Source organism: Streptomyces scabichelini, from assembly GCF_011045015.1.
GTDB classification, from domain to species: Bacteria; Actinomycetota; Actinomycetes; order Streptomycetales; family Streptomycetaceae; genus Streptomyces; species Streptomyces scabichelini.
Map to the genome: position 1 here is coordinate 1 of NZ_JAAKZY010000085.1, position 23,314 is coordinate 23,314.

The 23,314-nt window shown below is 69.2% G+C and carries 24 protein-coding genes; 12 read left to right on the top strand and 12 right to left on the bottom strand.

Annotated features, from left to right (window positions below; all coding sequences use genetic code 11):
• From G5C60_RS25305 to G5C60_RS25315, 3 genes are all read right to left on the bottom strand, one after another.
• On the bottom strand, nt 1-184 hold a 184-nt coding region (locus G5C60_RS25305; RefSeq protein WP_165263180.1), incomplete at its 3' end, for an ATP-binding cassette domain-containing protein.
• Between the two features lie 152 nt (nt 185-336).
• On the bottom strand, nt 337-1,308 hold the full coding sequence (locus G5C60_RS25310; protein WP_165263182.1) for a pirin family protein: 972 nt from the start codon (nt 1,306-1,308) through the stop codon (nt 337-339).
• Between the two features lie 111 nt (nt 1,309-1,419).
• Nucleotides 1,420-1,893: an SseB family protein gene (locus tag G5C60_RS25315; RefSeq protein WP_165263184.1), complete on the bottom strand. Its 474-nt coding sequence runs from the start codon at nt 1,891-1,893 to the stop codon at nt 1,420-1,422.
• Between the two features lie 547 nt (nt 1,894-2,440).
• Between G5C60_RS25315 and G5C60_RS25320 the strand changes: the two genes are divergently transcribed.
• From G5C60_RS25320 to G5C60_RS25330, 3 genes are all read left to right on the top strand, one after another.
• Nucleotides 2,441-4,267: an acyl-CoA dehydrogenase gene (locus G5C60_RS25320; RefSeq protein ID WP_165263186.1), complete on the top strand. Its 1,827-nt coding sequence runs from the start codon at nt 2,441-2,443 to the stop codon at nt 4,265-4,267.
• 130 nt (nt 4,268-4,397) lie between these two features.
• Complete coding sequence (locus tag G5C60_RS25325) at nt 4,398-5,696, top strand: M18 family aminopeptidase (RefSeq protein WP_165263188.1); 1,299 nt, start codon at nt 4,398-4,400, stop codon at nt 5,694-5,696.
• Between the two features lie 154 nt (nt 5,697-5,850).
• Nucleotides 5,851-6,105: a DUF6458 family protein gene (locus G5C60_RS25330; RefSeq protein ID WP_165263190.1), complete on the top strand. Its 255-nt coding sequence runs from the start codon at nt 5,851-5,853 to the stop codon at nt 6,103-6,105.
• 15 nt (nt 6,106-6,120) lie between these two features.
• Here the strand turns inward: G5C60_RS25330 and G5C60_RS25335 are convergent, their stop codons facing one another.
• Nucleotides 6,121-6,513: a cupin domain-containing protein gene (locus G5C60_RS25335; protein ID WP_165263192.1), complete on the bottom strand. Its 393-nt coding sequence runs from the start codon at nt 6,511-6,513 to the stop codon at nt 6,121-6,123.
• A 52-nt stretch (nt 6,514-6,565) separates the two neighbouring features.
• Between G5C60_RS25335 and G5C60_RS25340 the strand changes: the two genes are divergently transcribed.
• The 3 genes from G5C60_RS25340 to G5C60_RS25350 all read left to right on the top strand — a co-directional run bounded on the left by G5C60_RS25340 (nt 6,566) and on the right by G5C60_RS25350 (nt 8,380).
• Complete coding sequence (locus G5C60_RS25340) at nt 6,566-7,564, top strand: GlxA family transcriptional regulator (RefSeq protein WP_165263194.1); 999 nt, start codon at nt 6,566-6,568, stop codon at nt 7,562-7,564.
• Nucleotides 7,561-8,058 (top strand): LURP-one-related/scramblase family protein, encoded by a 498-nt coding sequence (locus tag G5C60_RS25345; RefSeq protein ID WP_165263196.1) that lies wholly within the window; start codon nt 7,561-7,563, stop codon nt 8,056-8,058. Before G5C60_RS25340 ends, G5C60_RS25345 begins: the two co-directional genes overlap by 4 nt.
• A gap of 88 nt (nt 8,059-8,146) precedes the next feature.
• The gene (locus tag G5C60_RS25350) at nt 8,147-8,380 is read left to right on the top strand and encodes a hypothetical protein (protein WP_165263198.1); all 234 of its coding nucleotides are present in this window, start codon (nt 8,147-8,149) and stop codon (nt 8,378-8,380) included.
• A 66-nt stretch (nt 8,381-8,446) separates the two neighbouring features.
• Here G5C60_RS25350 and G5C60_RS25355 read toward each other — a convergent pair whose 3' ends face one another.
• Nucleotides 8,447-9,238, bottom strand: coding sequence for a nitrilase-related carbon-nitrogen hydrolase (locus G5C60_RS25355; protein ID WP_165263199.1), 792 nt, complete (start codon nt 9,236-9,238; stop codon nt 8,447-8,449).
• Between the two features lie 137 nt (nt 9,239-9,375).
• On the opposite strand from G5C60_RS25355, the gene G5C60_RS25360 reads away from it, so the two are divergent.
• Complete coding sequence (locus tag G5C60_RS25360) at nt 9,376-10,200, top strand: maleylpyruvate isomerase family mycothiol-dependent enzyme (protein WP_165263201.1); 825 nt, start codon at nt 9,376-9,378, stop codon at nt 10,198-10,200.
• 71 nt (nt 10,201-10,271) lie between these two features.
• Here the strand turns inward: G5C60_RS25360 and G5C60_RS25365 are convergent, their stop codons facing one another.
• From G5C60_RS25365 to G5C60_RS25375, 3 genes are all read right to left on the bottom strand, one after another.
• Nucleotides 10,272-10,793 (bottom strand): hypothetical protein, encoded by a 522-nt coding sequence (locus tag G5C60_RS25365; protein WP_165263203.1) that lies wholly within the window; start codon nt 10,791-10,793, stop codon nt 10,272-10,274.
• A 246-nt stretch (nt 10,794-11,039) separates the two neighbouring features.
• Entirely contained in the window at nt 11,040-12,353 is a 1,314-nt protein-coding gene (locus tag G5C60_RS25370) for an MFS transporter (RefSeq protein ID WP_165263205.1), read from the bottom strand.
• Complete coding sequence (locus tag G5C60_RS25375; protein WP_165263207.1) at nt 12,350-13,000, bottom strand: GntR family transcriptional regulator; 651 nt, start codon at nt 12,998-13,000, stop codon at nt 12,350-12,352. Before G5C60_RS25375 ends, G5C60_RS25370 begins: the two co-directional genes overlap by 4 nt.
• Before the next feature lie 236 nt (nt 13,001-13,236).
• Between G5C60_RS25375 and G5C60_RS25380 the strand changes: the two genes are divergently transcribed.
• From G5C60_RS25380 to G5C60_RS25390, 3 genes are all read left to right on the top strand, one after another.
• Complete coding sequence (locus G5C60_RS25380; RefSeq protein ID WP_165263209.1) at nt 13,237-14,136, top strand: D-alanyl-D-alanine carboxypeptidase family protein; 900 nt, start codon at nt 13,237-13,239, stop codon at nt 14,134-14,136.
• A 183-nt stretch (nt 14,137-14,319) separates the two neighbouring features.
• Nucleotides 14,320-15,120 carry an inositol monophosphatase family protein gene (locus G5C60_RS25385; RefSeq protein ID WP_165263211.1) on the top strand — a complete coding sequence of 267 codons (801 nt, stop codon included), beginning with the start codon at nt 14,320-14,322 and terminating at the stop codon, nt 15,118-15,120.
• 50 nt (nt 15,121-15,170) lie between these two features.
• Nucleotides 15,171-15,386: an ATP-binding protein gene (locus G5C60_RS25390; RefSeq protein WP_165263213.1), complete on the top strand. Its 216-nt coding sequence runs from the start codon at nt 15,171-15,173 to the stop codon at nt 15,384-15,386.
• 313 nt (nt 15,387-15,699) lie between these two features.
• Here the strand turns inward: G5C60_RS25390 and G5C60_RS25395 are convergent, their stop codons facing one another.
• Nucleotides 15,700-16,695: an aldo/keto reductase gene (locus G5C60_RS25395; RefSeq protein WP_165263215.1), complete on the bottom strand. Its 996-nt coding sequence runs from the start codon at nt 16,693-16,695 to the stop codon at nt 15,700-15,702.
• A gap of 448 nt (nt 16,696-17,143) precedes the next feature.
• Between G5C60_RS25395 and G5C60_RS25400 the strand changes: the two genes are divergently transcribed.
• Nucleotides 17,144-17,623: a peptidoglycan-binding domain-containing protein gene (locus tag G5C60_RS25400; RefSeq protein WP_206439983.1), complete on the top strand. Its 480-nt coding sequence runs from the start codon at nt 17,144-17,146 to the stop codon at nt 17,621-17,623.
• 464 nt (nt 17,624-18,087) lie between these two features.
• Here G5C60_RS25400 and G5C60_RS25405 read toward each other — a convergent pair whose 3' ends face one another.
• The 3 genes from G5C60_RS25405 to pdhA are packed head-to-tail and all read right to left on the bottom strand — an operon-like array spanning nt 18,088 to nt 21,747.
• Nucleotides 18,088-19,587 carry a 2-oxo acid dehydrogenase subunit E2 gene (locus tag G5C60_RS25405; RefSeq protein ID WP_165263219.1) on the bottom strand — a complete coding sequence of 500 codons (1,500 nt, stop codon included), beginning with the start codon at nt 19,585-19,587 and terminating at the stop codon, nt 18,088-18,090.
• Nucleotides 19,588-19,597: 10 nt separating this feature from the next.
• Nucleotides 19,598-20,578 (bottom strand): alpha-ketoacid dehydrogenase subunit beta, encoded by a 981-nt coding sequence (locus G5C60_RS25410; RefSeq protein ID WP_165263221.1) that lies wholly within the window; start codon nt 20,576-20,578, stop codon nt 19,598-19,600.
• Between the two features lie 2 nt (nt 20,579-20,580).
• Nucleotides 20,581-21,747, bottom strand: a complete 1,167-nt coding sequence (gene pdhA, locus G5C60_RS25415; RefSeq protein WP_165263223.1) for a pyruvate dehydrogenase (acetyl-transferring) E1 component subunit alpha — start codon at nt 21,745-21,747, stop codon at nt 20,581-20,583.
• A gap of 449 nt (nt 21,748-22,196) precedes the next feature.
• On the opposite strand from pdhA, the gene G5C60_RS25420 reads away from it, so the two are divergent.
• The gene (locus G5C60_RS25420; RefSeq protein WP_165263225.1) at nt 22,197-23,222 is read left to right on the top strand and encodes a phosphotransferase; all 1,026 of its coding nucleotides are present in this window, start codon (nt 22,197-22,199) and stop codon (nt 23,220-23,222) included.
• The last annotated feature ends 92 nt before the right edge of the window (nt 23,223-23,314 follow it).

Below are 23,314 nucleotides of genomic sequence, written 5' to 3' on the forward strand. Positions count from 1 at the left end.
CGGAGATGAGCGTGGAGAGGATCTTCACGGCGGTGGTCTTGCCGGCACCGTTCGGGCCGAGCAGGGCGAACACGGACCCGACCGGAACCGCCAGGTCGACGCCGTCGAGCACGACCTTGTCGCCGTAGGCCTTGCGCAGCCCCTTGGCCGCGATGGCGGGAGAGAGCGATGTCGTTGTCGTCATGCCGCAGAGGTTGCGGCGGGGCGCATTCAACGCGGTTTCAGGACGCTTTCAGCGCCCTGAAACCGGCGAACCGCACCACACAGCAGGGACGAGCCCCGTCCATGTCCGGACGGGACTCGTCCCTGTGTGACTCTGTGTGATGCCGACGGGCCCTACAGTCCGCCCTCAGACATCCCGTGCACGGCCGGAATCGTCCCCAGCCGCCCCTTCTGGAAGTCCTCGAACGCCTGCTGAAGCTCTTCCCTGGTGTTCATGACGAACGGCCCGTAGTGCGCCATCGGCTCCCGGATCGGCTGCCCGCCCAGGAGGACGACCTCCAGGTCCGGGGTGTTGGAGTCCTGCTGCTCGTCCGCGCGGACGGTCAGCGAGGAACCCGCGCCGAAGACCGCGGTCTGCCCGGCGTGGACGGGCCGACGGTCCGTACCGACGCTGCCGCGCCCGGCCAGCACGTACGCGAGACCGTTGAAGTCCTCGCGCCACGGCAGCGTGAGCTCGGCGCCCGGCGCCACGGTCGCGTGGATCATGGTGATCGGCGTGTGCGTGATGCCGGGTCCCTGGTGGCCGTCCAGCTCACCGGCGATGACGCGCAGGAGCGCGCCGCCGTCGGGTGTGCTGAGGAGCTGCACCTGACCACCACGGATGTCCTGGTACCTCGGGGCCATCATCTTGTCCCTGGCCGGCAGGTTCACCCACAGCTGGAGCCCGTGGAAGAGCCCGCCCGACACGACGAGCGACTCCGGCGGCGCCTCGATGTGGAGCAGCCCCGAACCCGCGGTCATCCACTGAGTGTCACCGTTGGTGATGGTGCCACCACCACCGTTGGAGTCCTGGTGGTCGAAGATCCCGTCGATGATGTACGTGACGGTCTCGAAGCCTCTGTGCGGGTGCCACGGGGTCCCCTTCGGCTCCCCCGGCGCATACTCCACCTCGCCCATCTGATCCATCATGATGAACGGGTCGAGGTACTTGTAGTTGATCCCGGCGAACGCGCGGCGAACCGGGAAGCCCTCACCCTCGAAGCCGCTCGGCGCGGTGCTCACGGCGAGCACGGGACGTGCCACGGCCTCGGCCGACGCCACCACACGGGGCAGGGTCAGCGGGTTCTCGACGGTCACTGCAGGCATGTCGGTACCTCCTTGTGCTCCGAGTTTAGTTGATTATTGAACTTCCTGCCACCCGGAACAGAGAACGCCCGGAGGGAATTCCCTCCGGGCGTCCCGCGATGTCGGGGCACGTCAGCCGTACATTCGGCGCATCGCGAAGTCGACCATCTGCTCGACCGCCTTCGCGTCGAAGACCATGCGGTGCTCGCCCTCCATGTCGAGGACGAAGCCGTAGCCGGTGGGGAGCAGGTCGATCACCTCGGCTCCGGTGATCACGAAGTACTTGGACTCCTTGCCGGCGTACCGGCGCAGCTCCTTGAGCGAGGTGAACATCGGGATCACGGGCTGCTGGGTGTTGTGCAGCGCGAGGAAACCGGGGTTGTCACCGCGCGGGCAGTAGACCTTGGACGTGGCGAAGACCTGCTGGAAGTCCTCGGCGGAGATCGTCCCCGTGGTGAACGCGCGCACCGCGTCCGCGAGCGAGGGCGGCGACGGCTCGGGGTACAGCGGGCCGCTCTGCTGGCCGTACCCACCGGGCTGCTGCGGCGGCGGCTGAGGCTGCGCATACTGCTGCCCTGGTCCCGCGGTCTGGTCGTAGCCGTACATGGGCCCCAGCGTAGCGGGGTGCCGCCGGCGGTTGGACCGGGCGCCTACGGGGGTGGTGGGTTCGGTTCGTGGGCGACTTCGGGCCCGTCGTGGCTGATCGCGCAGTTCCCCGCGCCCCTGAAGGGGCGCTCCCGGAGCCGTCAGTCATCATGCTCACCAGCCACCACGTGCCCGCAGCCTCCCACCGGCTGGAGGGGTCGTGGGTCGGTGCGTCGTATGCCCGTCGCGTAGGGCTTGTCTCAGGAAACCCGCCCCTTGTACCAGCAAAGGGCCGTATGCCCACCCTGCGACGGGCTGACGCACCGGCCCACGGCCCCGACCCACCCACCGGACCCCAGGGGCGCGAGGAACTGCGCGACCAGCCACCCACACACCCGCACCCAAAAACGAACCCAACCGCCCAACCCCCGGAGGGTTTGGCTCACACTTGGGCCACTAGGGCTTGATTCTTATTACCGACGGGTAGCATCATCAGTAGCTACTTGTTGGTACGCGAACCAGATACGAGGAATCACCGCCTCGCCGATCCCTTAACGGAGCCGTCGCCATGGGGCACTACAAGTCGAATCTCCGCGACATCGAGTTCAACCTCTTCGAGGTGCTCGGGCGCGACAAGCTGTACGGCAGCGGCCCGTTCGCGGAGATGGACACCGAGACCGCCAAGAGCATTCTCGAGGAGCTGACCCGACTCTCGGAGAACGAGCTGGCGGAGTCCTTCGCGGACGCGGACCGCAACCCGCCCGTCTTCGACCCGGAGACCAACACCGCACCCGTACCCGACAGCTTCAAGAAGAGCTACAAGGCCTTCATGGACTCCGAGTACTGGCGGCTCGGGCTGCCCGAGGAGATCGGCGGCACCACCGCCCCCCGCTCCCTGATCTGGGCGTACGCGGAGCTGGTGCTCGGCGCCAACCCGGCCGTCTGGATGTACTCCTCAGGACCGGCCTTCGCGGGCATCCTCTTCGACGAGGGCAACGAGGTCCAGAAGCACATCGCGAAGATCGCCGTGGACAAGCAGTGGGGCTCGACCATGGTCCTCACCGAGCCCGACGCGGGCTCGGACGTGGGCGCCGGCCGCACCAAGGCGGTCGAGCAGGAGGACGGCTCCTGGCACATCGAGGGCGTGAAGCGGTTCATCACGTCCGGCGAGCACGACATGTCGGACAACATCCTCCACTACGTGCTCGCGCGCCCCGAGGGCGCAGGGCCCGGCACCAAGGGCCTGTCCCTCTTCCTCGTACCGAAGTACCTCTTCGACTTCGAGACCGGCGAGCTCGGCGAACGCAACGGCGTGTACGCCACGAACGTCGAGCACAAGATGGGCCTCAAGGCCTCCAACACCTGCGAGATGACGTTCGGCGACCGCCACCCCGCCAAGGGCTGGCTGATCGGCGACAAGCACGACGGCATCCGCCAGATGTTCCGGATCATCGAGTTCGCCCGCATGATGGTCGGCACGAAGGCGATCTCCACGCTGTCGACCGGCTACCTGAACGCCCTCGAGTACGCCAAGGAGCGCGTCCAGGGTCCGGACCTCGCGAACTTCATGGACAAGACCGCCCCCAAGGTCACCATCACGCACCACCCGGACGTCCGCCGCTCGCTGATGACGCAGAAGGCGTACGCGGAAGGCATGCGCGCCCTCGTCATGTACACCGCGTCGATCCAGGACGAGATAGCCGTCAAGGAGGCCGCGGGCGAGGACGCCGCCGCGCTCGAGGCCCTGAACGACCTGCTCCTGCCGATCGTCAAGGGCTACGGCTCCGAGAAGGCGTACGAGCAGCTGGCCCAGTCGCTGCAGACGCTCGGCGGCTCCGGCTATCTGCAGGAGTACCCGGTCGAGCAGTACATCCGGGACGCCAAGATCGACACCCTCTACGAGGGCACCACCGCGATCCAGGGCCAGGACTTCTTCTTCCGGAAGATCGTCCGCAACCAGGGCGCGGCGCTGAACTCGCTCGCCGAGGACATCAAGAAGTTCCTGGCGCTCGGTACGGGCGGCGAGGAGCTGGCCACGGCCCGCGAGCAGCTCGCCAAGGCGGCCGTCGAGCTGGAGGCCATCGTCGGCCTCATGCTCACCGACCTCGCGGCGACCGAGCAGGACGTCAAGAACATCTACAAGGTGGGCCTCAACACCACCCGCCTGCTGACGGCCTCCGGTGACGTGGTCGTCGGCTACCTGCTCCTCAAGGGTGCCGCCGTCGCCGCCGAGAAGCTGGAGACGGCACCGGCCAAGGACAAGGCGTTCTACACCGGCAAGATCGCGGCGGCGAAGTTCTTCGCGGCGAACGTCCTGCCGGGCGTCACCGGTGCGCGCAAGCTCGCCGAGGGCACCGACCTGGACCTGATGGAACTGGACGAGGCGGCCTTCTAGGACCTCTCAGTACGTACTGGAGCCGTACCGGAGACTGACCTTCCGGTCAGGCCCTGTCCTCCACACACCCCTTACGAGGGCCCGTTCCCATCACAGGGAGCGGGCCCTCGTACGTCGTTAAGGTGAACCCATGCGCACACCCCCACGCTTCGATCGCGGCCACACCGACGACCTCATGTCCTTCCTGACGGCAAGCCCGTCGCCGTACCACGCGGTGGCGAACGCGGCCGAGCGGCTGGAGAAGGCCGGATTCCGGCAGGTCGCGGAGACGGACGCGTGGGAGGGGGCGCGCGGCGGGAAGTACGTGGTGCGCGGGGGCGCGATCGTGGCCTGGTACGTGCCCGAGGGCGCCGAGCCGCACACGCCCTTCCGGATCGTCGGGGCGCACACCGACTCCCCCAACCTGCGCGTGAAGCCGCTGCCCGACAGCGGTGCGCACGGCTGGCGCCAGGTCGCCGTCGAGGTCTACGGCGGCCCGCTGCTCAACTCCTGGCTGGACCGCGACCTCGGCCTGGCCGGCCGGCTCTCGCTGCGCGACGGCACGACCCGCCTGGTGAACATCGACCGCGCCCTGCTGCGAGTCCCCCAGCTCGCCATCCACCTGGACCGTTCGGTCACCTCCGAAGGCCTCAAGCTCGACAAGCAGCGGCATCTCCAGCCGATCTGGGGCCTCGGTGACGACGTACGCGACGGGGACCTGATCCGTTTCCTGGAGCGGGAGTCGGGGCTGGCCGGGGGCGAGGTCACCGGCTGGGACCTGATGGTGCACTCCATCGAGCCGCCGTCGTACCTGGGCCGGGACAAGGAGCTGGTCGCGGGCCCGCGCATGGACAACCTCGTGTCCGTGCACGCCGGTACGGCCGCGCTGGCAGCCGTACCGGCCTGCGACGAGGCCCTCCCGTACATCCCGGTGCTCGCGGCGTTCGACCACGAGGAGAACGGTTCGCAGTCGGACACGGGGGCGGACGGTCCGCTGCTCGGCAGTGTGCTGGAGCGTTCGGTGTTCGCGCGCGGCGGTACGTACGAGGACAGGGCGCGCGCCTTCGCCGGCACGGTCTGCCTGTCCTCCGACACGGGGCACGCGGTCCACCCCAACTACGCCGAGCGGCACGACCCGACGCACCACCCGCGCGCGGGCGGCGGCCCCATCCTGAAGGTCAACGTCAACAACCGTTACGCCACGGACGGTTCGGGCCGCGCCGTCTTCGCCGCCGCCTGCGAGAAGGCCGACGTGCCCTTCCAGTCGTTCGTCTCCCACAACTCGATGCCCTGCGGCACCACCATCGGCCCCATCACCGCCGCCCGTCACGGCATCAAGACGGTCGACATCGGCGTGGCCATCCTCTCCATGCACAGCGCCCGCGAACTGTGCGGCGCGGACGACCCGTTCCTGCTGGCGAACGCGATGGTGGCGTTTCTGGAGGGTTAGCGTTCCCCTCGCTTCCGCCTCAGCGTTTCCTGCGCTGTTCCCTGCGCTTCCGCCTGAAGTGAGCGGTCGCCTCCGCATGGCCGGTCCGGCGGAGGGTACCCGGCCCGGGTCCGCAACAGCCGTTGAAGACGGACAGGACAGGGAGGCCAGACTCATGGGTCTGGGTGGATGCATCATTCTGATCGCGGTGGGGGCCATTCTCACGTTCGCGACCGACTGGGACATGCAGGGAGTCAACCTCGACCTGGTCGGGGTCATCCTGATGCTCGTCGGGCTGATCGGCGTCGCGACGTTCAGCAGCATCGCCAAGCGCAGGCGCGTGGTGGTGCCGCCCGCGACGCCGGTGATCGACGAGGAGCGGGACCATCACCACGGGAGCAGGTACCACGGGGGGTACGGCGAGTACTGACCCCGACCGTCGCGGTCAGCGCAGCGCATGTCCCGTCGTGGCGTCCACGTGGGCTGGGACCTCGTCATGACGGTCACCCACGGTCGACGTGCCCGTGGGCTCGAACACCAGGATGGCTGCCCCGGCCGGGGCGGACGGCTTGTGCTCGGTGCCGCGCGGGACCGTGAAGACGGAGCCCTTGGGGAGGGTGACGGTGCGCTCGCCCGCCGGTTCGCGCAGCGCGATGTGCAGCTCGCCCTCCACGACCAGGAAGAACTCGTCGGTGTGGTCGTGGGTGTGCCAGAGGTGTTCGCCCTCGACCTTGGCCACGCGTACGTCGTAGTCGTTGACGGCGGTGACGATGCGCGGACTCCACAGGTCGTCGAAGGAGGCGAGGGCGGCGGCGAGCGAGACGGGTTCGGTGGTCATGGGCCCATCGTGAGGTGCGCCGTACACGTCGTACGAGTGCTAGAAATCGCACATGCCGCAAGGATTCTCTCAGCGCCCTCATCGAGTGGCCGTGATCGTCGACGAGGGCACGAACCCCTTCGAGGTCGGTGTGGCCACCGAGCTGTTCGGGCTGCCGCGGCCCGAACTGAGGCTGGACCGCCCGCCGTACGAGGTGACGCTGTGCGCGCCGGCGCCCGAGGTGCGGATGAACCACGGGTTCTTCACGCTGACCGGGGTGAGCGGTCTGGACGCCGTTGACGACGCCGACACGCTGGTCGTACCCGGCCGTCCGGACAATGTCGTACCGCGCGGCGCCGCCGTACGCGACGCGATCCGCCGCACGCACGCGCGTGGCGCCCGCGTCCTGAGCTTCTGCACCGGCAGTTTCGCGCTCGCCGAGGCCGGGCTGCTGGACGGGCGGCGGGCCACCACGCACTGGCTGTGGGCGGACTCCTTCCGGCAGTCGCACCCGAAGGTCCTGCTGGAACCGGACGTACTGTTCGTGGACGAGGGCGACATCCTCACCGCCGCCGGCAGCGCGGCCGCGCTGGACCTCGCGCTGCACATCTGGCGCCGGGACCACGGCGTGGAGGTGGCCAACGCGGTGTCCCGGCGACTCGTCTTCGCCGCTCACCGGGACGGCGGGCAGCGGCAGTTCGTGGAGCGGCCGGTACCGGACGTGCCCGACGAGTCGCTGGGCCCGCTGCTGGCGTGGGCTCAGGAGCGGCTGGGGGAGGCCCTGACGGTGGCGGACCTGGCGGCCCGCGCGGCCGTCTCCCCCGCCACGCTCCACCGGCGTTTCCGCGCGCAGACGGGGACGACTCCTCTCGCCTGGCTCACGGGGGAGCGCGTGGCGCTGGCCTGCCGGCTCATCGAGCGCGGGGAGGAGCGGCTGGATGTGGTGGCGGCCCGGAGCGGGCTCGGGACCGCCGCGAACCTCCGCGCACGGCTGCGGCGCGAGACCGGGCTCAGCCCTTCGGCCTACCGGCGGCGTTTCGGACCGTCCGCCGGGGAAGCCCTGGTGTCATGAGATTCCTGGTACGAGACCGGCTCCTCGGCCTCGGTGACGACTACTGGATCGAGGACGACCAGGGCAACAAGGTCTTCCTCGTCGACGGCAAGGCGATGCGCCTGCGCGACACCTTCGAGCTGAAGGACCCCCAGGGGCGTGTCCTCATCGACATCCGCCAGAAGATGTTCGCCCTGCGGGACGCCATGGTGATCGAGCGGGAGGGCGAGCCGCTCGCGACGATCCGGCGCAGGCGTCTGTCGCTGTTGCGCAACCACTACCGGGTGTCCTTGGCGGACGGCCGCACGGAGCTCGACGTCAGCGGCAAGATCCTCGACCGCGAGTTCGCCATCGAGTACGACGGCGAGCTGCTCGCCGTCATTTCCCGGCGGTGGCTGCATGTGCGGGAGACGTACGGGGTCGACGTCGTCCGGGAGGACGCGGATCCGGCGCTGCTGATCGCGGTGACGGTGTGCGTGATCCACCTCGCGGAGAAGGAGCGAGAATCGGACTGATTTCCGCACCTTTCGAGATGTATGAGTAATGACCACCATCCCGGGAATCGCCCCTTACAAAGGACACATGGGGCATACGGGGGGCGTCATGACTTCGGATACGGGCAGTGGCGGCAGTGCCTCCGGGCAGCCGGAACGCCCGCGGATGACCGCGAGGGACTGGCGGACCTGCGGCGGCTGCTGGGTGTTCCTCGCTTTGATCGGGGGGCTCATCTGGCTCGGCGTCTCCTGCGATCCCGGCCCCTCCGAGCCGGGTGATCGCTGCTATGACGTCGGCGAGACCGTGACGAGTTCGGCCGGGGAGACACTGGTCTGCCGATAGCCCGCCCCGTGCCGGGGTCCCGCCCCGTGCGGGGAGTCAGCGCCGAGGTGCAGCCGGTCCAGCCGGTCAGAGCACCCGGTCCTTCAACACCGGGAACTGGTCCCTCGTCGCGCCGACCTTCGACGGGTCGAAGTCCACCGTGAGGACCTCCTCGTCGGGGCCGGCCTGCGCCAGCACCTCGCCCCAGGGGTCCACCACGATCGAGTGGCCGGCCTGGGGAACTCCCGCGTGCGTACCGGCCGTTCCGCAGGCGAGGACGTACGACTGGTTCTCGACGGCCCGGGCCTGGGCGAGGAGCGTCCAGTGGGAGCGGCGGCGTTCGGGCCAGCCGGCCGGGATGACGAAGATCTCGGCGTCCGCGTCGACGAGCCGGCGGAACAGTTCGGGGAAGCGGAGGTCGTAGCAGGTCGCCAGGCCGAGCGTGGTCGACGGCAGCCGTACGGTGACGAGGTCGGCGCCCGCGCCCATCAGCACCGCCTCGCCTTTGTCGAAGCCGAAGCGGTGGATCTTGCGGTACGAGGCGGCCAGTTCACCGGAGGGGGAGAAGACGAGCGAGGTGTTGTAGAGGAGGCCGTCCGGGTCGCGTTCGGGGATGGAGCCCGCGTGCAGCCACACGCCCGCGTCGCTCGCCGCCTTGGCCATCACCTCGTACGTCGGCCCTTCGAGCGGCTCGGCCTCCGTCCCGAAGGACTCGTACGCGAAAGCGCCTGTCGTCCACAGTTCCGGCAGTACGACGAGATCGGCACCGCCCTCTTCGCCGGCTTCACGGACGAGGGAGGCCGCACGCCGTCGGCGCGCTTCGACCGATTCGGCCCCTTTGCCGTCGTATACACCGATCTGGATGAGGGAGGCGCGCACACTACCACCGTCCTGACATTCGACCCGGGAAACGGGCCTACGATCGTCACACGAAAGCACTGCCGGGGTGCCTTGCAGCAGCGTAACTTAGCGGTCCAAGACACCCATGCCCGCGCACGAACCGCCCGAGGGGTCCCGTGAGTCTCCATCCCAGCCTTCAGACCTATGCCGACGCCTGGACCCACTCAGTGGAAGCGATATCCGAGCTGGTGTCGCCGCTCGTGGAGGGTGAGTGGAACCGTCGGACCCCCTGCCCGGGCTGGTCCGTCCGGGACATCGTCTCGCATGTGATCGGTCTGGACTGCGAGATGCTCGGCGACCCCCGCCCGATCCACACGCTGCCGCGCGACCTGTACCACGTGACGAACGAGCACCAGCGGTACATGGAGATGCAGGTCGACGTACGCCGTCACCACACGGCCCCCGAGATGACGTCGGAGCTGGAGTACACGATCATCCGCCGCAACCGTCAGCTGCGGAACGAGTCCCGGCAGCCGGACGCGAAGGTACGCGGCCCGCTGGGCACGGAGGTCACCCTCGAACAGGCCATGCGGACCCGGGCGTTCGACGTGTGGGTGCATGAGCAGGACCTGCGCGCCGCCCTCGGCCGGCCGGGCAACCTGGACTCGCCGGGTGCGTACGTCGTGCGGGACGAGCTGCTCCGTGTGCTGCCGAAGGTCGTCGCCAAGGACGCGGGCGCGCCCGCGAACTCCGCGGTCGTCTTCGACGTGCACGGGCCGGTCGACTTCCTCCGCACGGTCCGCGTCGACGCCGAGGGCCGCGGCACGGTGGACGGCGCCCCGTCGCTCGGCCCCGCGGCCACCCTCACGCTGGACTGGGAGACGTACTTCCGGCTGGCCTGCGGCCGGGTCACCGCCGACGCGGTGGCGGACCGCATCAAGACGGAGGGGGACCCGGAGCTGGCGGCGGCGATCCTGCGGAACTTCGTGGTCACGCAGTAACCGCACCAGGGAGGCTCGGGGGTGCGCCGGAGTCGGGGTCGGGGTCGGCCACCGTACGGTCGCGGTGGTGCTCAGCGGTCCTCGGTGATGCGCGTCGCGATGCCGTCGGTGATCCTGACCTCGGCGGACACGCCCTTCTTCGCGGCGGCCTCCAGCTCGGCCGGCGTGCACGGCGACATCTCGGCGGACCGCGGGCTGCCGCATATGGCGCCCGCGCCGTAGACGAGAGTGTCGTCGGCGACCCAGAAGGCCTGCTCGACGCCCTTCATCTCGGACACCGTGTACTTGCCCGGCGCGAGGTAGCTGACGTTGCCGAGCCATGTCCCGTTGACGCCCTCGGTGGTGCCGTTCTGAGCGTCGTGCCGTTCGCGGACCACGGTGGCGGCGCCGTTCTTCATCGTCACGTCGGCCCCCGCCTTGGAGCCCGACGCGTTGTTCGCCACCGCGGCCGAGTCCTGCTCACCCGACGACTTGGAGGACTTGGACGACGAACTGCCGGAGGACGAGGAGTCGTTCTGGCACGCCGTCATCAGGACCCCGGCGGTGGTGATCGCGGCGGTGACGACGAAGGCCTTGCGCAGCTGGCGGTTCATCACGGAAACCCTTCCCGATGCGAGGAGTTGCGAGGAGTTACGAGGAGTTGCGAGCACTGGTGGGGAGCGTCGGCGCGCTTCCGCCGTCCCCCGCTGTGTGATCAATAAGAGGTCCTGAGGGTCCCTCAGGTCCACACCCGTCCCCGCTTCACGACACCGTTGTCACCGGGCCATGACAGAGCAACACCTCGGCTGTGAAGGGCAGTTGCAGTGAACCGTCGTGCGCCACGTGGGCATATGCACAGGTCACGCCGGTACGTGCACGGTCTCCACCCGGCTGGCGACCAGCCGTTCGCGCTCGCGGCGGGCGGCCTGGCGGCGCAGGCGCAGGATCTGGCTGAGGCCCAGCGCCTGGAGCACGAACACCGAGGAGAAGGCGATGCCGTAGTCGTCCCCGGTGGCGTCCAGCAGCGCGCCGATCGCGAACAGCGTCGTCATCGAGGCGACGAAACCGCCCATGTTGGTGATTCCGGAGGCCGTGCCCTGACGCTCGGGCGGGTTCGCGGGCCGTGCGAAGTCGAAGCCGATCATCGAGGCGGGTCCGCAGGCGCCGAGCACCGTGCACAGCACGATCAGCAGCCACATCGGCGCATGGTCCGCGGGGTACGCGAGCGTGGCGGCCCACACGACCGCCGTCGACAGCACCGTGCCGAGCGCCAGCGGAAGCCGTGCCGCGTGGTGCCGGGCGACGATCTGCCCGTACACCAGGCCGACGACCATGTTGGAGAGCACGACAAGCGTCAGCAGCTCACCGGCCGACGCCCGCGTCAGGCCCTGCGCCTCGACGAGGAAGGGCAGGCCCCACAGCAGCAGGAACACCATCGCCGGGAACTGCGTGGTGAAGTGCACCCACAGCCCGAGCCGCGTCCCGGGCTCCCGCCAGGATGCGGCGATCTGCCGTCGCACGTACGCGGCGCCCTGGTGCGGGAACGGCTCCGGCTCCTGTCCCTCGGGGTGGTCCTTGAGGAACAGCAGCATCAGTACGAGGACGACGACGCCCGCGAGCGCGCTGCCCGCGAAGGCCGCGGTCCAGCCGACGCCGTGCAGCAGCCGGGCCAGGACGAGCGTCGAGACGAGGTTGCCCGCCATGCCCACCAGGCCCGCGAGCTGCGCGACCATCGGGCCGCGCCGGGCCGGGAACCAGCGCGCGCCGAGCCGCAGCACGCTGATGAAGGTCATCGCGTCACCGCAGCCGAGCAGCGCGCGAGCCGCCAGCGCCATTCCGTACGAGGGCGAGAAGGCGAAGGCCAGCTGCCCCGCAGTGAACAGGAGTACGCCAATGGTCAGCACCTTCTTGGTGCCGAGCCGGTCGACCATCAGGCCGACGGGTATCTGCATGCCCGCGTAGACGAGGAGCTGGAGGATCGAGAAGGTGGACAGGGCGGAGGCGCCCACGTCGAAACGGTCGGCCGCGTCGAGACCGGCCACCCCCAGCGACGTACGGAAGATGACGGCGACGAAGTAGACGGCGACGCCGACGGACCAGACGAGGACGGCCCGGCGGCCGCCGGGCGGGTCGCCGGGGAGGGTCGGGGCCTTCGAGCGTCCCCCGGCCGTCATCGGATGTCCCCGCGCGCCAGGCTGGAGAACCAGCTGACGTGCCGGTGGACGAGGCCGACGGCCGCCTCCGCGTCGCCGGAGCGCAGCGCCTCGAGGATCTCCCGGTGCTCGGTGAGCGTCTTGGTGATGCGGTCGGGGTGGGCGTGCATCACGGCGACGCCCATCCGGAGCTGGCGGTCGCGGAGCTGGTCGTAGAGGCGGGAGAGGATCGCGTTGCCGCCGCTGCGGACGATCTCGGCGTGGAAGCAGCGGTCGGTGACGGCGGCTGCCGCCAGGTCTCCGGCCGCGGCCTGCTCCCGCTGCTTCTCCAGGAGTTCCGTGAGGCGCTCGATGAGCGCGGGGGAGGCCGGCACCGCCTTGCGGATCGCGTGCTCCTCGACGAGCTGCCGGGTCTCCACCACGTCCGCGATCTCCTGGGCGGAGACGGGCAGGACCAGCGCGCCCTTCTTCGGGTAGAGCTTGAGCAGCCCCTCGACCTCCAGCTTGAGCAGCGCCTCGCGGACGGGAGTGCGCGAGACCCCGACCGCCTCGGCCAGCTCGCCCTCGGTGAGCAGCGTCCCGCCTTCGTACCGGCGCTCCAGGACACCCTGCTTGACGTGGGCGTATACACGGTCGGCGGCGGGGGGCTGCTTGACGTCGAGGGACATGGCTACAGCATAGATACAACACGTACGCATGGTCATGGACCGTCCAGGATGCGGACGCGGCCGTTTCGCGACACCTGTACGGCCGCTTCGCGGCATCTTTTTGGGCACCCCGCCTCGGAACAGCACAACTTTCTGTGCTAGTTACGTGTCGTACGAGAAGGCGGATCTCTCAAGTAGCCGCCTTCTCGTTGCATTTGACACCAAGCGGTGCATTTAACGTAATCGGGGTACTCGACTTGAAGATCGGCATCAAGGGCATGCGCGTTCGCAGAGCTGCCGCAGTGGTCGTCACCACCGGAGCCGTGCTCGCGACCGGCGCCCTCACCGCGGCGCCCGCGCAGGCCCTCACCACGCCCACGATCGCCGCCAAGGGCGGCTACGTGATGAACAACGGCACGGGCAAGACGCTCTACACGAAGGCCGCGGACACGCGCCGCTCCACCGGCTCCACCACGAAGATCATGACCGCGAAGGTCGTGCTGTCGCAGCCGAACCTCAACCTGGACGCCAAGGTCACGGTCCAGAAGGCGTACAGCGACTACATCGTCGCCAACAACTGGGCCTCGAACGCCAAGCTGATCGTCGGCGACAAAGTCACCGTCCGCCAGCTGCTGTACGGCCTGATGCTGCCGTCCGGCTGCGACGCCGCGTACGCGCTCGCCGACAAGTTCGGCTCGGGCACGACGCGGGCCGCCCGCGTGAAGTCGTTCATCGGCAAGATGAACAAGCAGGCCAAGGACCTCGGCCTGACGAACACGCACTTCGACTCGTTCGACGGCATCGGCAACGGCGCCAACTACTCGACGCCGCGCGATCTCACGAAGATCGCCAGCAGCGCGATGAAGAACTCCACGTTCCGCGCGATCGTCAAGACAAAGAAGTACACGGCGAAGACGACCACGAAGACCGGCGGCACCCGGACGATGGCGGCGTGGACGAACACGAACACCCTGCTCGGCACCTACAGCGGCGCCATCGGCGTGAAGACCGGCTCCGGCCCTGAGGCCAAGTACTGCCTGGTCTTCGCCGCCACCCGCAACGGCAAGACGGTCATCGGCACGGTCCTGGCGTCGACTTCGGCGACCCAGCGTGCGACGGATGCGAAGAAGCTCATGGATTACGGGTTCAAGAAGTAGGGCGGCAGTAGGACGGCAGGGAGGGGAGTTGGACGGAGGGCAGAAGCTGTCCCGTCCAACTCCCCTCCCTCTCTCACAAACGCGAACGGCTACGACCACTGACCTTGGAACCAATCATCCAGCCAGTGCTCTGACCGGGAAGGTTCGCCTGGGCGACAGCTTCGCCTCGATAGTCTGCACGGCATGATCGACTCATACGCGAGCGCCGACGATGCTGCAGTCGCGACAGCCGGGGCGCGGGCTGGCGCGGACGTGGTCCGCAGCATGTACGGCCAGCGGCTCAACCGCATCGACAAGGGTGCCGGGGACTTTGCCACCGCCGCCGATGTGGAGGCCGAGCAGACGATCCTCGGCGTCATCCGTGCCGCCCGGCCCGATGACGCGGTGCTCGGCGAGGAAGGCGGGCAGCAGGGCGCCGCCGACGCTGTGCGCCAGTGGCTGGTGGACCCCTTGTGCGGCACGCTGAACTACGCCGTCGGCAACATGCTGGTGGCCGTCAACGTGGCGCTGCGCGATGGGGCAGCAGCGGTGGCCGACCCGTTCGGCGGCGAGGTCTTTTTCACCGACGGGGAGACGGCCTGGGTGCGGCACGACGGGGCCGACGACGCACTGCTGACGCCCACGTCGGCCACCCGATTGGTGGACGTCAACCTGGATCCGCCGTTCCCTAACGCGCCGGGATTCCGGGCCGTGGATCTGCTGGCCCACCCTGAGTTCGTCGAGCGTTTCCGGCCGCGCGTCGTGTCCACGACGCTGGCGCTGGCCTGGGTGGCTGCCGGCAGGCGCGCCGCTTATGTCACCGATGGCGGCGACCTCTCCGGGAGCTTGCATTTCGCGGCCGGTATCGCTTTGTGCCGGGCTGCCGGCTGTGTTGTCACCGGGATCGACGGTGTCCCGATCGGCGAGGCGAGTCGTGGGCTTGTGGTCGCCGCCGACGAGGAGACCCACGGGCTGCTGATGTCGATGATCCGCAGCCGAAGCTAGTTGCGAATCCGGGCACGTTCACGGCGGGGCGGGCGGCCCGGAACCCGCAGGTGGAGACCTCGCTGACCGGCAACGCGCTGCGTGTCGCCGTCACCGACGCGAAGGGCGAGCGTCTGCCGGAGCCCCCTGCGGCGGACGACGGCGACCAGTTCGGGCGCGGGCTGCTCATCGTCCGTACAGTCGCCGCGCGCTGGGCCGTGGAGAAGCTCACGGTGGGCAAGACAGTGTGGGCGGAGCTGGATATTCCGGGAGCACAGGATGCGTAGGCGGCTCGGCCGTGTGCGAGGGTGCCGCAGCGGTACCTTGGCGCCACGGCGAAAGGGGATGCAGATGGCAGCCCCAGCCGAGTGGCAGGTCGCGGTGGCAGAGGCCCGTGAAGCGAGCGGGTTCACGGGCGAGGTCGTCCAACGCACTGTCGACGGCATCGGAGCAGCCCTGCGCCTCGATCACCGGGCCGACTTCTCCACGGAGCTGGGCACCTTGACCGACTCCGCCCGCTTCGACGCGTTCCTCAACCACTGGTGGCCCCAGGCACTCGCCGACGCGGCCCAGCGCCGAGGCCACGGTACTTCGCACAGGTCACCCATCGGGGATCGGCACCCGGGCGGGCAGCAGCCCGGCCGACCGCACAGCGGCCCAGAATTCCCTTTGGATGGGGAACGCGAGCATGCGGGCGGTCGCGTCCACCTCTTCCGGAGTCCGAGCGCCGACCACAACGCTCGTCACCGCGGGGTGCCCGAAGGGGAACTGGACGGCCGCCGCTGTCGGGGGCACAGTGAAACTTCGGCAGATCGCGTGCCACGCGGCGACCCGCCGGGCCAGTTCGCCCGGGACCCTGGTGTAGCCGTGCGGCGCGCCGGGGCGGGGGTCGGCGAGCAGTCCGGACTGGTAGACCCCTGCGACCATGACGGCCACGCCCCGAGACGCGCACAGCGGTAGCACCGCGTCGAGGCCCGACTGGTCGAGAAGGTTGTACCGTCCCGCGAGCATGACACAGTCGGGACCGGGGTCGTCCACCTCCTTGAGGTAACGGGCCGCCACCGGAGCATGGTTGACGCCGATCGACACCGCGCCGATCACGCCCCGGCGGCGCAGTTCGGCCAGCGCTCGATAGGCGTCCGACACGGCCATGGCGAAATCCTCGTCCGGGTCGTGCACATGGAGGACATCGATCCGGTCGAGCCCGAGACGCTCCAGACTGTCCTCGACCGAGCGCATGACCCCGGCGTAGGAGAAGTCGCGCCGGGGCCCGACACCGGGCGGCGGGTCTGCCCAGATGGGCTGGGTGTCACGGCCCCCGGGCTCGATCAGGCGGCCCACCTTGGTGCACAGCGTGTACTGCGCACGGGGACGGCTGCCGAGGGCTGCCCCCGCACGGCGCTCCGACCGGCCATAGCCATAGACGGGTGCCGTGTCGAAGAGCCTGACGCCGACATCCCAGGCACGGTCGATGGTGTGCGCTGCGTCGTCGTCAGAGACAGGAGTGAACAGTCCTCCGAGAGAGGCAAGTCCCAGACCGAGGCGGGTGATCCGCAGGGCTGTGCGGCCCAACGGCACCGACTCGTCCGCTCGCATCCGCAGTTCCCTCCCGGCAGAGCTTCCACCATAGTTGTCATGCAAATACGACTCCTATCGTGCTCAGTCTCAACGGAGTCAGCGGGCCGGACGGCCCGCCGCCGCTACCGGGCGGGCCGGGGTTTCGGGGCTGTAGACCAGAGGCGGTCTCGTCCGCCGCCTTGGCCGTATTCCGGTGTGCGCGGCGGCCGTTCCTTGTGGGTCAAACGACCGGCACACTCAGCGACCGAGCCGGACTACCGTGCCCGTCGTACGGGGCTGACACCGGCCATGGCGGTCGCGTGAAGCGGCGCGGCCTTGAGGCGGTGCACCGCTGACAAAGTTCCCTGCACGGACGACAAAGTCCGAAGCCCACGACAACCCTAAGGTCCATCGGAGAGGCCGTCACTGAGACGACATCACCGACCGGAGGGATTGCATCGTGCAGCGAGTATCAACGACGCTCCGCATGCGGATCGGAGTGTTGGGAGCTTTGGCTCTCCTCTTCGCCGCCGGCCTGACGGCCAGCCCGATGATGACTGCGCCGGCCCACGCCGCCTACGGTCCGTGCAACACGACGGTGAAGCGCACCGATGGGTTGGGCAGTGGCGGCAACCCGGGCAATCACTACAAAATCCCCGCGCGCACCGGTAACGGTCTGAGCTGTTACATGGAATATCAGACGGGCAGCACACTCGCCGTGATGGCGCTACAGAGAGCCATCACTGACTGCTATCCCGGTACCTATGCCGCCAATCGGATCAACGCCACCGGAGGGGTGGACGGGAGCTACGGCACCGGCACGGTGGATGCCGTTCGGTGGCTCCAAGCCAACCGCCTCGGCGTGAGCGCCGACGGCGACTACGGGCCGGCAACCCGTGAACAGATGCAGTGGCCGCTGTTTACCGAGGGCGGTCGCTTTATCGCCTGCCTCAACCCCCCTTTCTAGTCAACACAACGTCTGTCGACGCCGACCTCTGTGCCTGAGGGCGGCGTCGACGTCTGCCTTGCAGGCCAATACCGTAGGCACTGGCACACGTAACGGACCTGCCAGTTGGTGTCGGTCTGGAACTGGACGGTGAGCAACGCGGGGCCGCCGATGCGGCGAAGCACCTCGTCACTGTGGTCGCAATGTTCGGGGGCGAGCCTGATCGTGGCCGGCAACCGGGCGACGCGGTCACGAACAGATCCTTGAGGTACCACTCGCCACGGCGAGCGCGTTCAAAGGCCGTGGCCGCCTCGTCAGCACGGCCGAGGCGTTCCAGCGCCACCCCTGTGTCGTTCCACAGCCGGGGGAGAGATTCCCGAGACCGTAATCAGAGCTTACGGTCTCAGCGTTTTCGCAGGCAGAGAGGGCGCCGCAATTCAAGCTTGCGGCGCCCTCTCTGCGTTGAACCTTCCGGCCGACGGCCCTCAGGCCCAGGTAATCAACCTCTTCGGCTGTTCCAGGATCGCCGCCACATCCGCCAGCACCTTGGAGCCCAGCTCGCCGTCCACCAGCCGGTGGTCGAAGCTCAGTGCCAGCGTCGTGACCTGGCGGGGCTTGACCTTGCCCTTGTGGACCCACGGTTGGAGCTTGATCGCGCCGACGGCGAGGATCGCGGACTCGCCGGGGTTGAGGATCGGCGTGCCCGTGTCGATGCCGAAGACGCCTACGTTCGTGATCGTGATCGTGCCGCCCTGCATGGCCGCCGGAGACGTCTTGCCCTCGCGGGCCGTCGACACCAACTCGCCGAGTGCCTGGGCCAGCTCGGGGAGGGTCTTGGTGTGGGCGTCCTTGATGTTCGGGACGATCAGGCCGCGGGGGGTGGCCGCCGCGATGCCCAGGTTCACGTAGTGCTTGAGGACGATCTCCTGGGCGGCCTCGTCCCAGGACGCGTTCACCTCCGGGTTCCGCTTGATCGCCACCAGTAGCGCCTTGGCGATGAGCAGGAGGGGATTCACGCGCAGGCCCGCGAGGTCCTTGTCCTGCTTGAGCTCCTCGACGAGCTTCATCGTGCGGGTCACGTCGACCGTCACGAACTCGGTGACATGCGGCGCCGTGAAGGCCGAGTCCACCATCGCGGCCGCCGTGGCCTTGCGGACGCCCTTGATGGGGATACGGGTCTCGCGGGCGCCGTCGTACGACACCGCCGCCGGTGCCGAAGGAGCGGCAACGGGCGTCTCCACCGGCTCGGGCGCCGGGGGCGCCGCCGCCGCGTGCACGTCCTCGCGCGTGATGATCCCGTCCGGCCCGGACGGGGTGACCGTCGCCAGGTCCACGCCCAGGTCCTTGGCCAGCTTGCGCACCGGCGGCTTCGCCAGCGGACGGCCGGCCGGAGCCGGACCGGTCACCGCGGCCGGGTCGGCCACCGCAGCCGGACCGGCCACCGGAGTGGTGTGCCCGTTCAGCTCGCTCTGGACCGCGGCCGCCGCCTCGGGCTGCTGGGCCTGCTGCGCCTGCTGGGTCGGAACCCCCTTACGGGGACGCCGCTTCGTCGACGCCTCGGCGACGCCGTATCCGACGAGGACCGGCTTGCGGCCCTCGGGCTTGGGCTCCTCCTCGCGCGAGGAGGGAGCCGGGGCCGGGGCCTGGGCCTGGGCCTGGGCAGGCGTACCGGGCTCCGCGACCGGAGCGGCCCCACCGGCCTGAGCAGCCCCGCCTGTCCCCGCCTCGTCGACCGTGATGATCGGCGTCCCCACGTCGACGGTCGTCCCCTCGGGGAACCGGAGCTCGCGTACCACCCCGTTGTACGGAATCGGCAGCTCGACGGCGGCCTTGGCCGTCTCGACCTCGCAGACCACCTGGCCGTCGGTGACGGAGTCACCGGCCTTGACGTACCACTTGAGGATCTCCGCCTCGGTGAGGCCCTCGCCCACGTCGGGCATCTTGAACTCGCGGACGCCGGAGGCAGTCTCAGTCATCGTCGTCACGACCCTCTCCTCAGTACGCCAGCGAGCGGTCGACGGCATCGAGTACCCGGTCAAGACCCGGCAGGTACTCGTCCTCCAGGCGCGCCGGCGGATACGGGGCGTGGTAGCCGCCGACCCTCAGGACGGGCGCCTCCAGGTGGTAGAAGCACCGCTCCGTGATGCGGGCGGCGATCTCTGCGCCGGAGCCGAAGAACACCGGGGCCTCGTGGACCACGACCAGGCGGCCGGTCTTCTCGACCGAGGCCTGGACGGTGTCGAAGTCGAGGGGCGAGACCGAGCGCAGGTCCAGGACCTCGAGGGACTTGCCCTCCTCCTGGGCGGCAGCCGCGACCTCCTGGCAGACCTTCACCATCGGCCCGTACGCGGCGAGCGTCAGATCGCTGCCGTCTCGCACCACACGGGCCTTGTGCAGCGGCCCGGGGATCGCCTCGGCGTCGACCTCGGCCTTGTCCCAGTACCGCCGCTTGGGCTCGAAGAAGATCACCGGGTCGTCGCTGTGGATGGCCTGCTGCATCATCCAGTAGGCGTCGTTCGCGTTCGACGGCGAGACCACCTTCAGGCCCGCGACATGCGCGAACAGCGCCTCCGGGGACTCGGAGTGGTGCTCGACGGCGCCGATTCCGCCGCCGTACGGGATGCGGATGACGACCGGCAGCTTGATCTTGCCGAGCGCCCGCGCGTGCATCTTCGCGAGCTGCGTGACGATCTGGTCGTACGCGGGGAAGACGAAGCCGTCGAACTGGATCTCCACCACCGGGCGGTAGCCGCGCAGTGCCAGGCCGATCGCCGTGCCGACGATGCCCGACTCGGCGAGCGGGGTGTCGATGACCCGGTCCTCGCCGAAGTCCTTCTGCAGCCCGTCGGTGACGCGGAAGACACCGCCGAGCTTGCCGACGTCCTCGCCCATGATCAGGACCTTGGGGTCGGCGTCGAGTGCCGTGCGCAGCGACTCGTTGATCGCCTTGGCCAGCGCCATCTTTTCTGCTGCCATCGCTACTCGCCCTCCCCTTCCTCAGCGAACGACGCCTGGTAGGCGGCGAACTGGGCCCGCTCCTCGTCGACGAGCGCGTGCCCGTCCGCGTACACGTTGTCGAAGATGGCGAAGTGGTCCGGGTCCGGCATGGCACGCACCACTTCGCGCACTCGCTTTCCCAACGCCTCGCTCTCGGCTTCGAGTTCCGCGAAAAATCCCTCATCCGTGTCAGTTTCGGACGTCAGATAGCTGCGCAGGCGCTGGATCGGGTCCTTCGCCTCCCAGGAAATCCGCTCGTCGTCGTGCCGGTAGCGGCTCGGGTCGTCGGAGGTGGTGTGCGCGCCCATGCGGTACGTGTACGCCTCGACGAGGGTGGGTCCCTCGCCCCGGCGGGCCCGCTCCAGGGCCCACTTGGTGACGGCCAGGCACGCCAGTACGTCGTTGCCGTCGACGCGGACGCCCGGGAAGCCGTAGCCCTGTGCCCGCTGGTAGAGCGGGACGCGGGTCTGCTTCTCGGTGGGCTCGGAGATGGCCCACTGGTTGTTCTGGCAGAAGAACACGACGGGTGCGTTGTAGACCGCGGAGAAGGTGAACGATTCGGCAACGTCGCCCTGGCTGGAGGCGCCGTCCCCGAAGTACGCGATCACGGCCGAGTCGGCGCCGTCCTTGGCCACGCCCATCGCGTAGCCGGTGGCGTGCAGGGTCTGCGAGCCGATGACGATCGTGTAGAGGTGGAAATTGTTGCTGTTGGGGTCCCAGCCGCCGTTGTTCACGCCGCGGAACATGCCGAGCAGGTTCGTCGGGTCGACCCCGCGGCACCAGGCGACGCCGTGCTCGCGGTAGGTCGGGAAGACGTAGTCGTCCTCGCGGGTGGCCCGCCCGGAGCCGATCTGGGCGGCTTCCTGGCCGAGCAGCGAGGCCCACAGGCCCAGCTCGCCCTGGCGCTGCAGCGAGGTGGCTTCGGCGTCGAAGCGGCGGGTGAGCACCATGTCGCGGTACAGACCGCGCAGCTCTTCGGGGGTGATGTCGGCGACGTACGGGTCGTACTCGGCGTGCTTGACGCGTTTGCCCTCCGGCGTCAGCAGTTGCACGAGTTCGGTGGTCTGGCCCGGTGACTTCTTGGCGCTGGTGCGCTTCGTACCGGCGCTGCGTCGCGGCTTGCGCGCGGCAGTGCTCTCCACGGTCACGTGTGCTCCTCCGTCGGTCCGGCCCCCCGGGGTTGCCGGGTGACCAGTGCGGCTCGCCTGTTCCAGTACCCGTGCACGGGGTTGGTGCCCTCGGCCGGGAACAGGCGTGACAGGTGCCCCGGCGAGCGCCCTGCAACTAGCACGTTACCCAGTGCCCCACATCTGTGGGAAACCCCTCCTGACCTGCGATTTTGCTTGGATATCCAAGTAGTTTTTAGTCGGATTTCCTAACAGATCGCTCAGGTCGGGAACAGCCGCTGGTCACAGCCTTGCAGGGGGCCGGAACACGGGCACGTTATCCCGGTCACCCCGGGGACGGGAAGAGCTCGCCGTGTGTGGAAGAGGTGATCGCACGTGGGGCCGATCGGGTGTGCAACCAAGAACCACATGGGCACCCTCTGTGACAAACGCAAGGTCAAAGGCGTCTCCAGTGCCCTAACATCTGGCGCGTGCCGCGCTCATCTGTACCTTCCGCTCCCTCCCCCGCGCCCCCTCTCGGCGCCCTGCTGCGGTGTTACGCCGCCGGGGCTCCCCTGGCCTGCGAACCCGTCGACCAGGGGCTGCTCAATCGCGGCTACCGGCTCGCCACGACCCGCGGCCGGTACTTCCTCAAGCACCACTTCGATCCCGAGACCGCCGATCCGGCCGCGATCGCCCGCCAGCACCACGCGACCCGGCGCCTGGCCGACCTCGGCGTCCCGGTGGCCCCGCCGCTGGCCGGCACCGACGGCCGTACGGTCGCCGTCATCGGCGGCCACGCCTACGCGCTGCACCCCTGGATCGACGGACGCCATCGCGGTGGCGCCCAGCTGACCACGGAGCAGTGCCGGCGCCTAGGGGCGCTCCTGGGCGTCGTACACGCGTCCCTGGAGCACGTGATGCCACCGCGCCGGTCCGAGGCACGGGCGGAGAGCGCCGATCCGGCCGACACCTTCGCGCTCATCGACGACCTGCTCGCCCGGGTGCGGCGCCACCGCCCGCCGGACGCCTTCGACGAGCTGGCCCGCCACCGGCTCCTGGAACGGCGTGCCCTCCTGGAGCGACACGCGGACCGGCGGCCTCCGCAGGGCGGCTCGGTCGGCTGGGTGCACGGGGACTTCCATCCCTTCAACGTGCTCTACAAGGGGGACGCTCCCGCCGCGATCGTCGACTGGGACCGCCTCGGTGTCCAGCCGCGTGCGGAGGAGGCCGTACGCGCCGCGGTGATCTTCTTCGTACGTCCCGCCGGCACGCTCGACCTGACGAAAGTGCGGGCCTACGCGCGCGCGTACCGGCGCTCCGCGCATGCCACCCCGGCCGAACTCGCGGCCGCCGTGCACCGCGTGTGGTGGGAGCGGCTCAACGACTTCTGGATACTGCGCTGGCACTACGAGCGCGGAGACACCCGCGCGGACCCGCAGTTCCCGGCGGTTTCCGCGCTGGCGGTGTGGTGGACCCGGGAGTACGGCTCGGTGTGCGAGGCGTTCGTGGGATGAGGCTTTGTGCGCGCAAGCCCTGTCCACGAGCCCTGTGCACAAGGCGGCTCCCGTCCACCGGCCGGCGAACGGCACGCGCGCGTGGAGCCCGT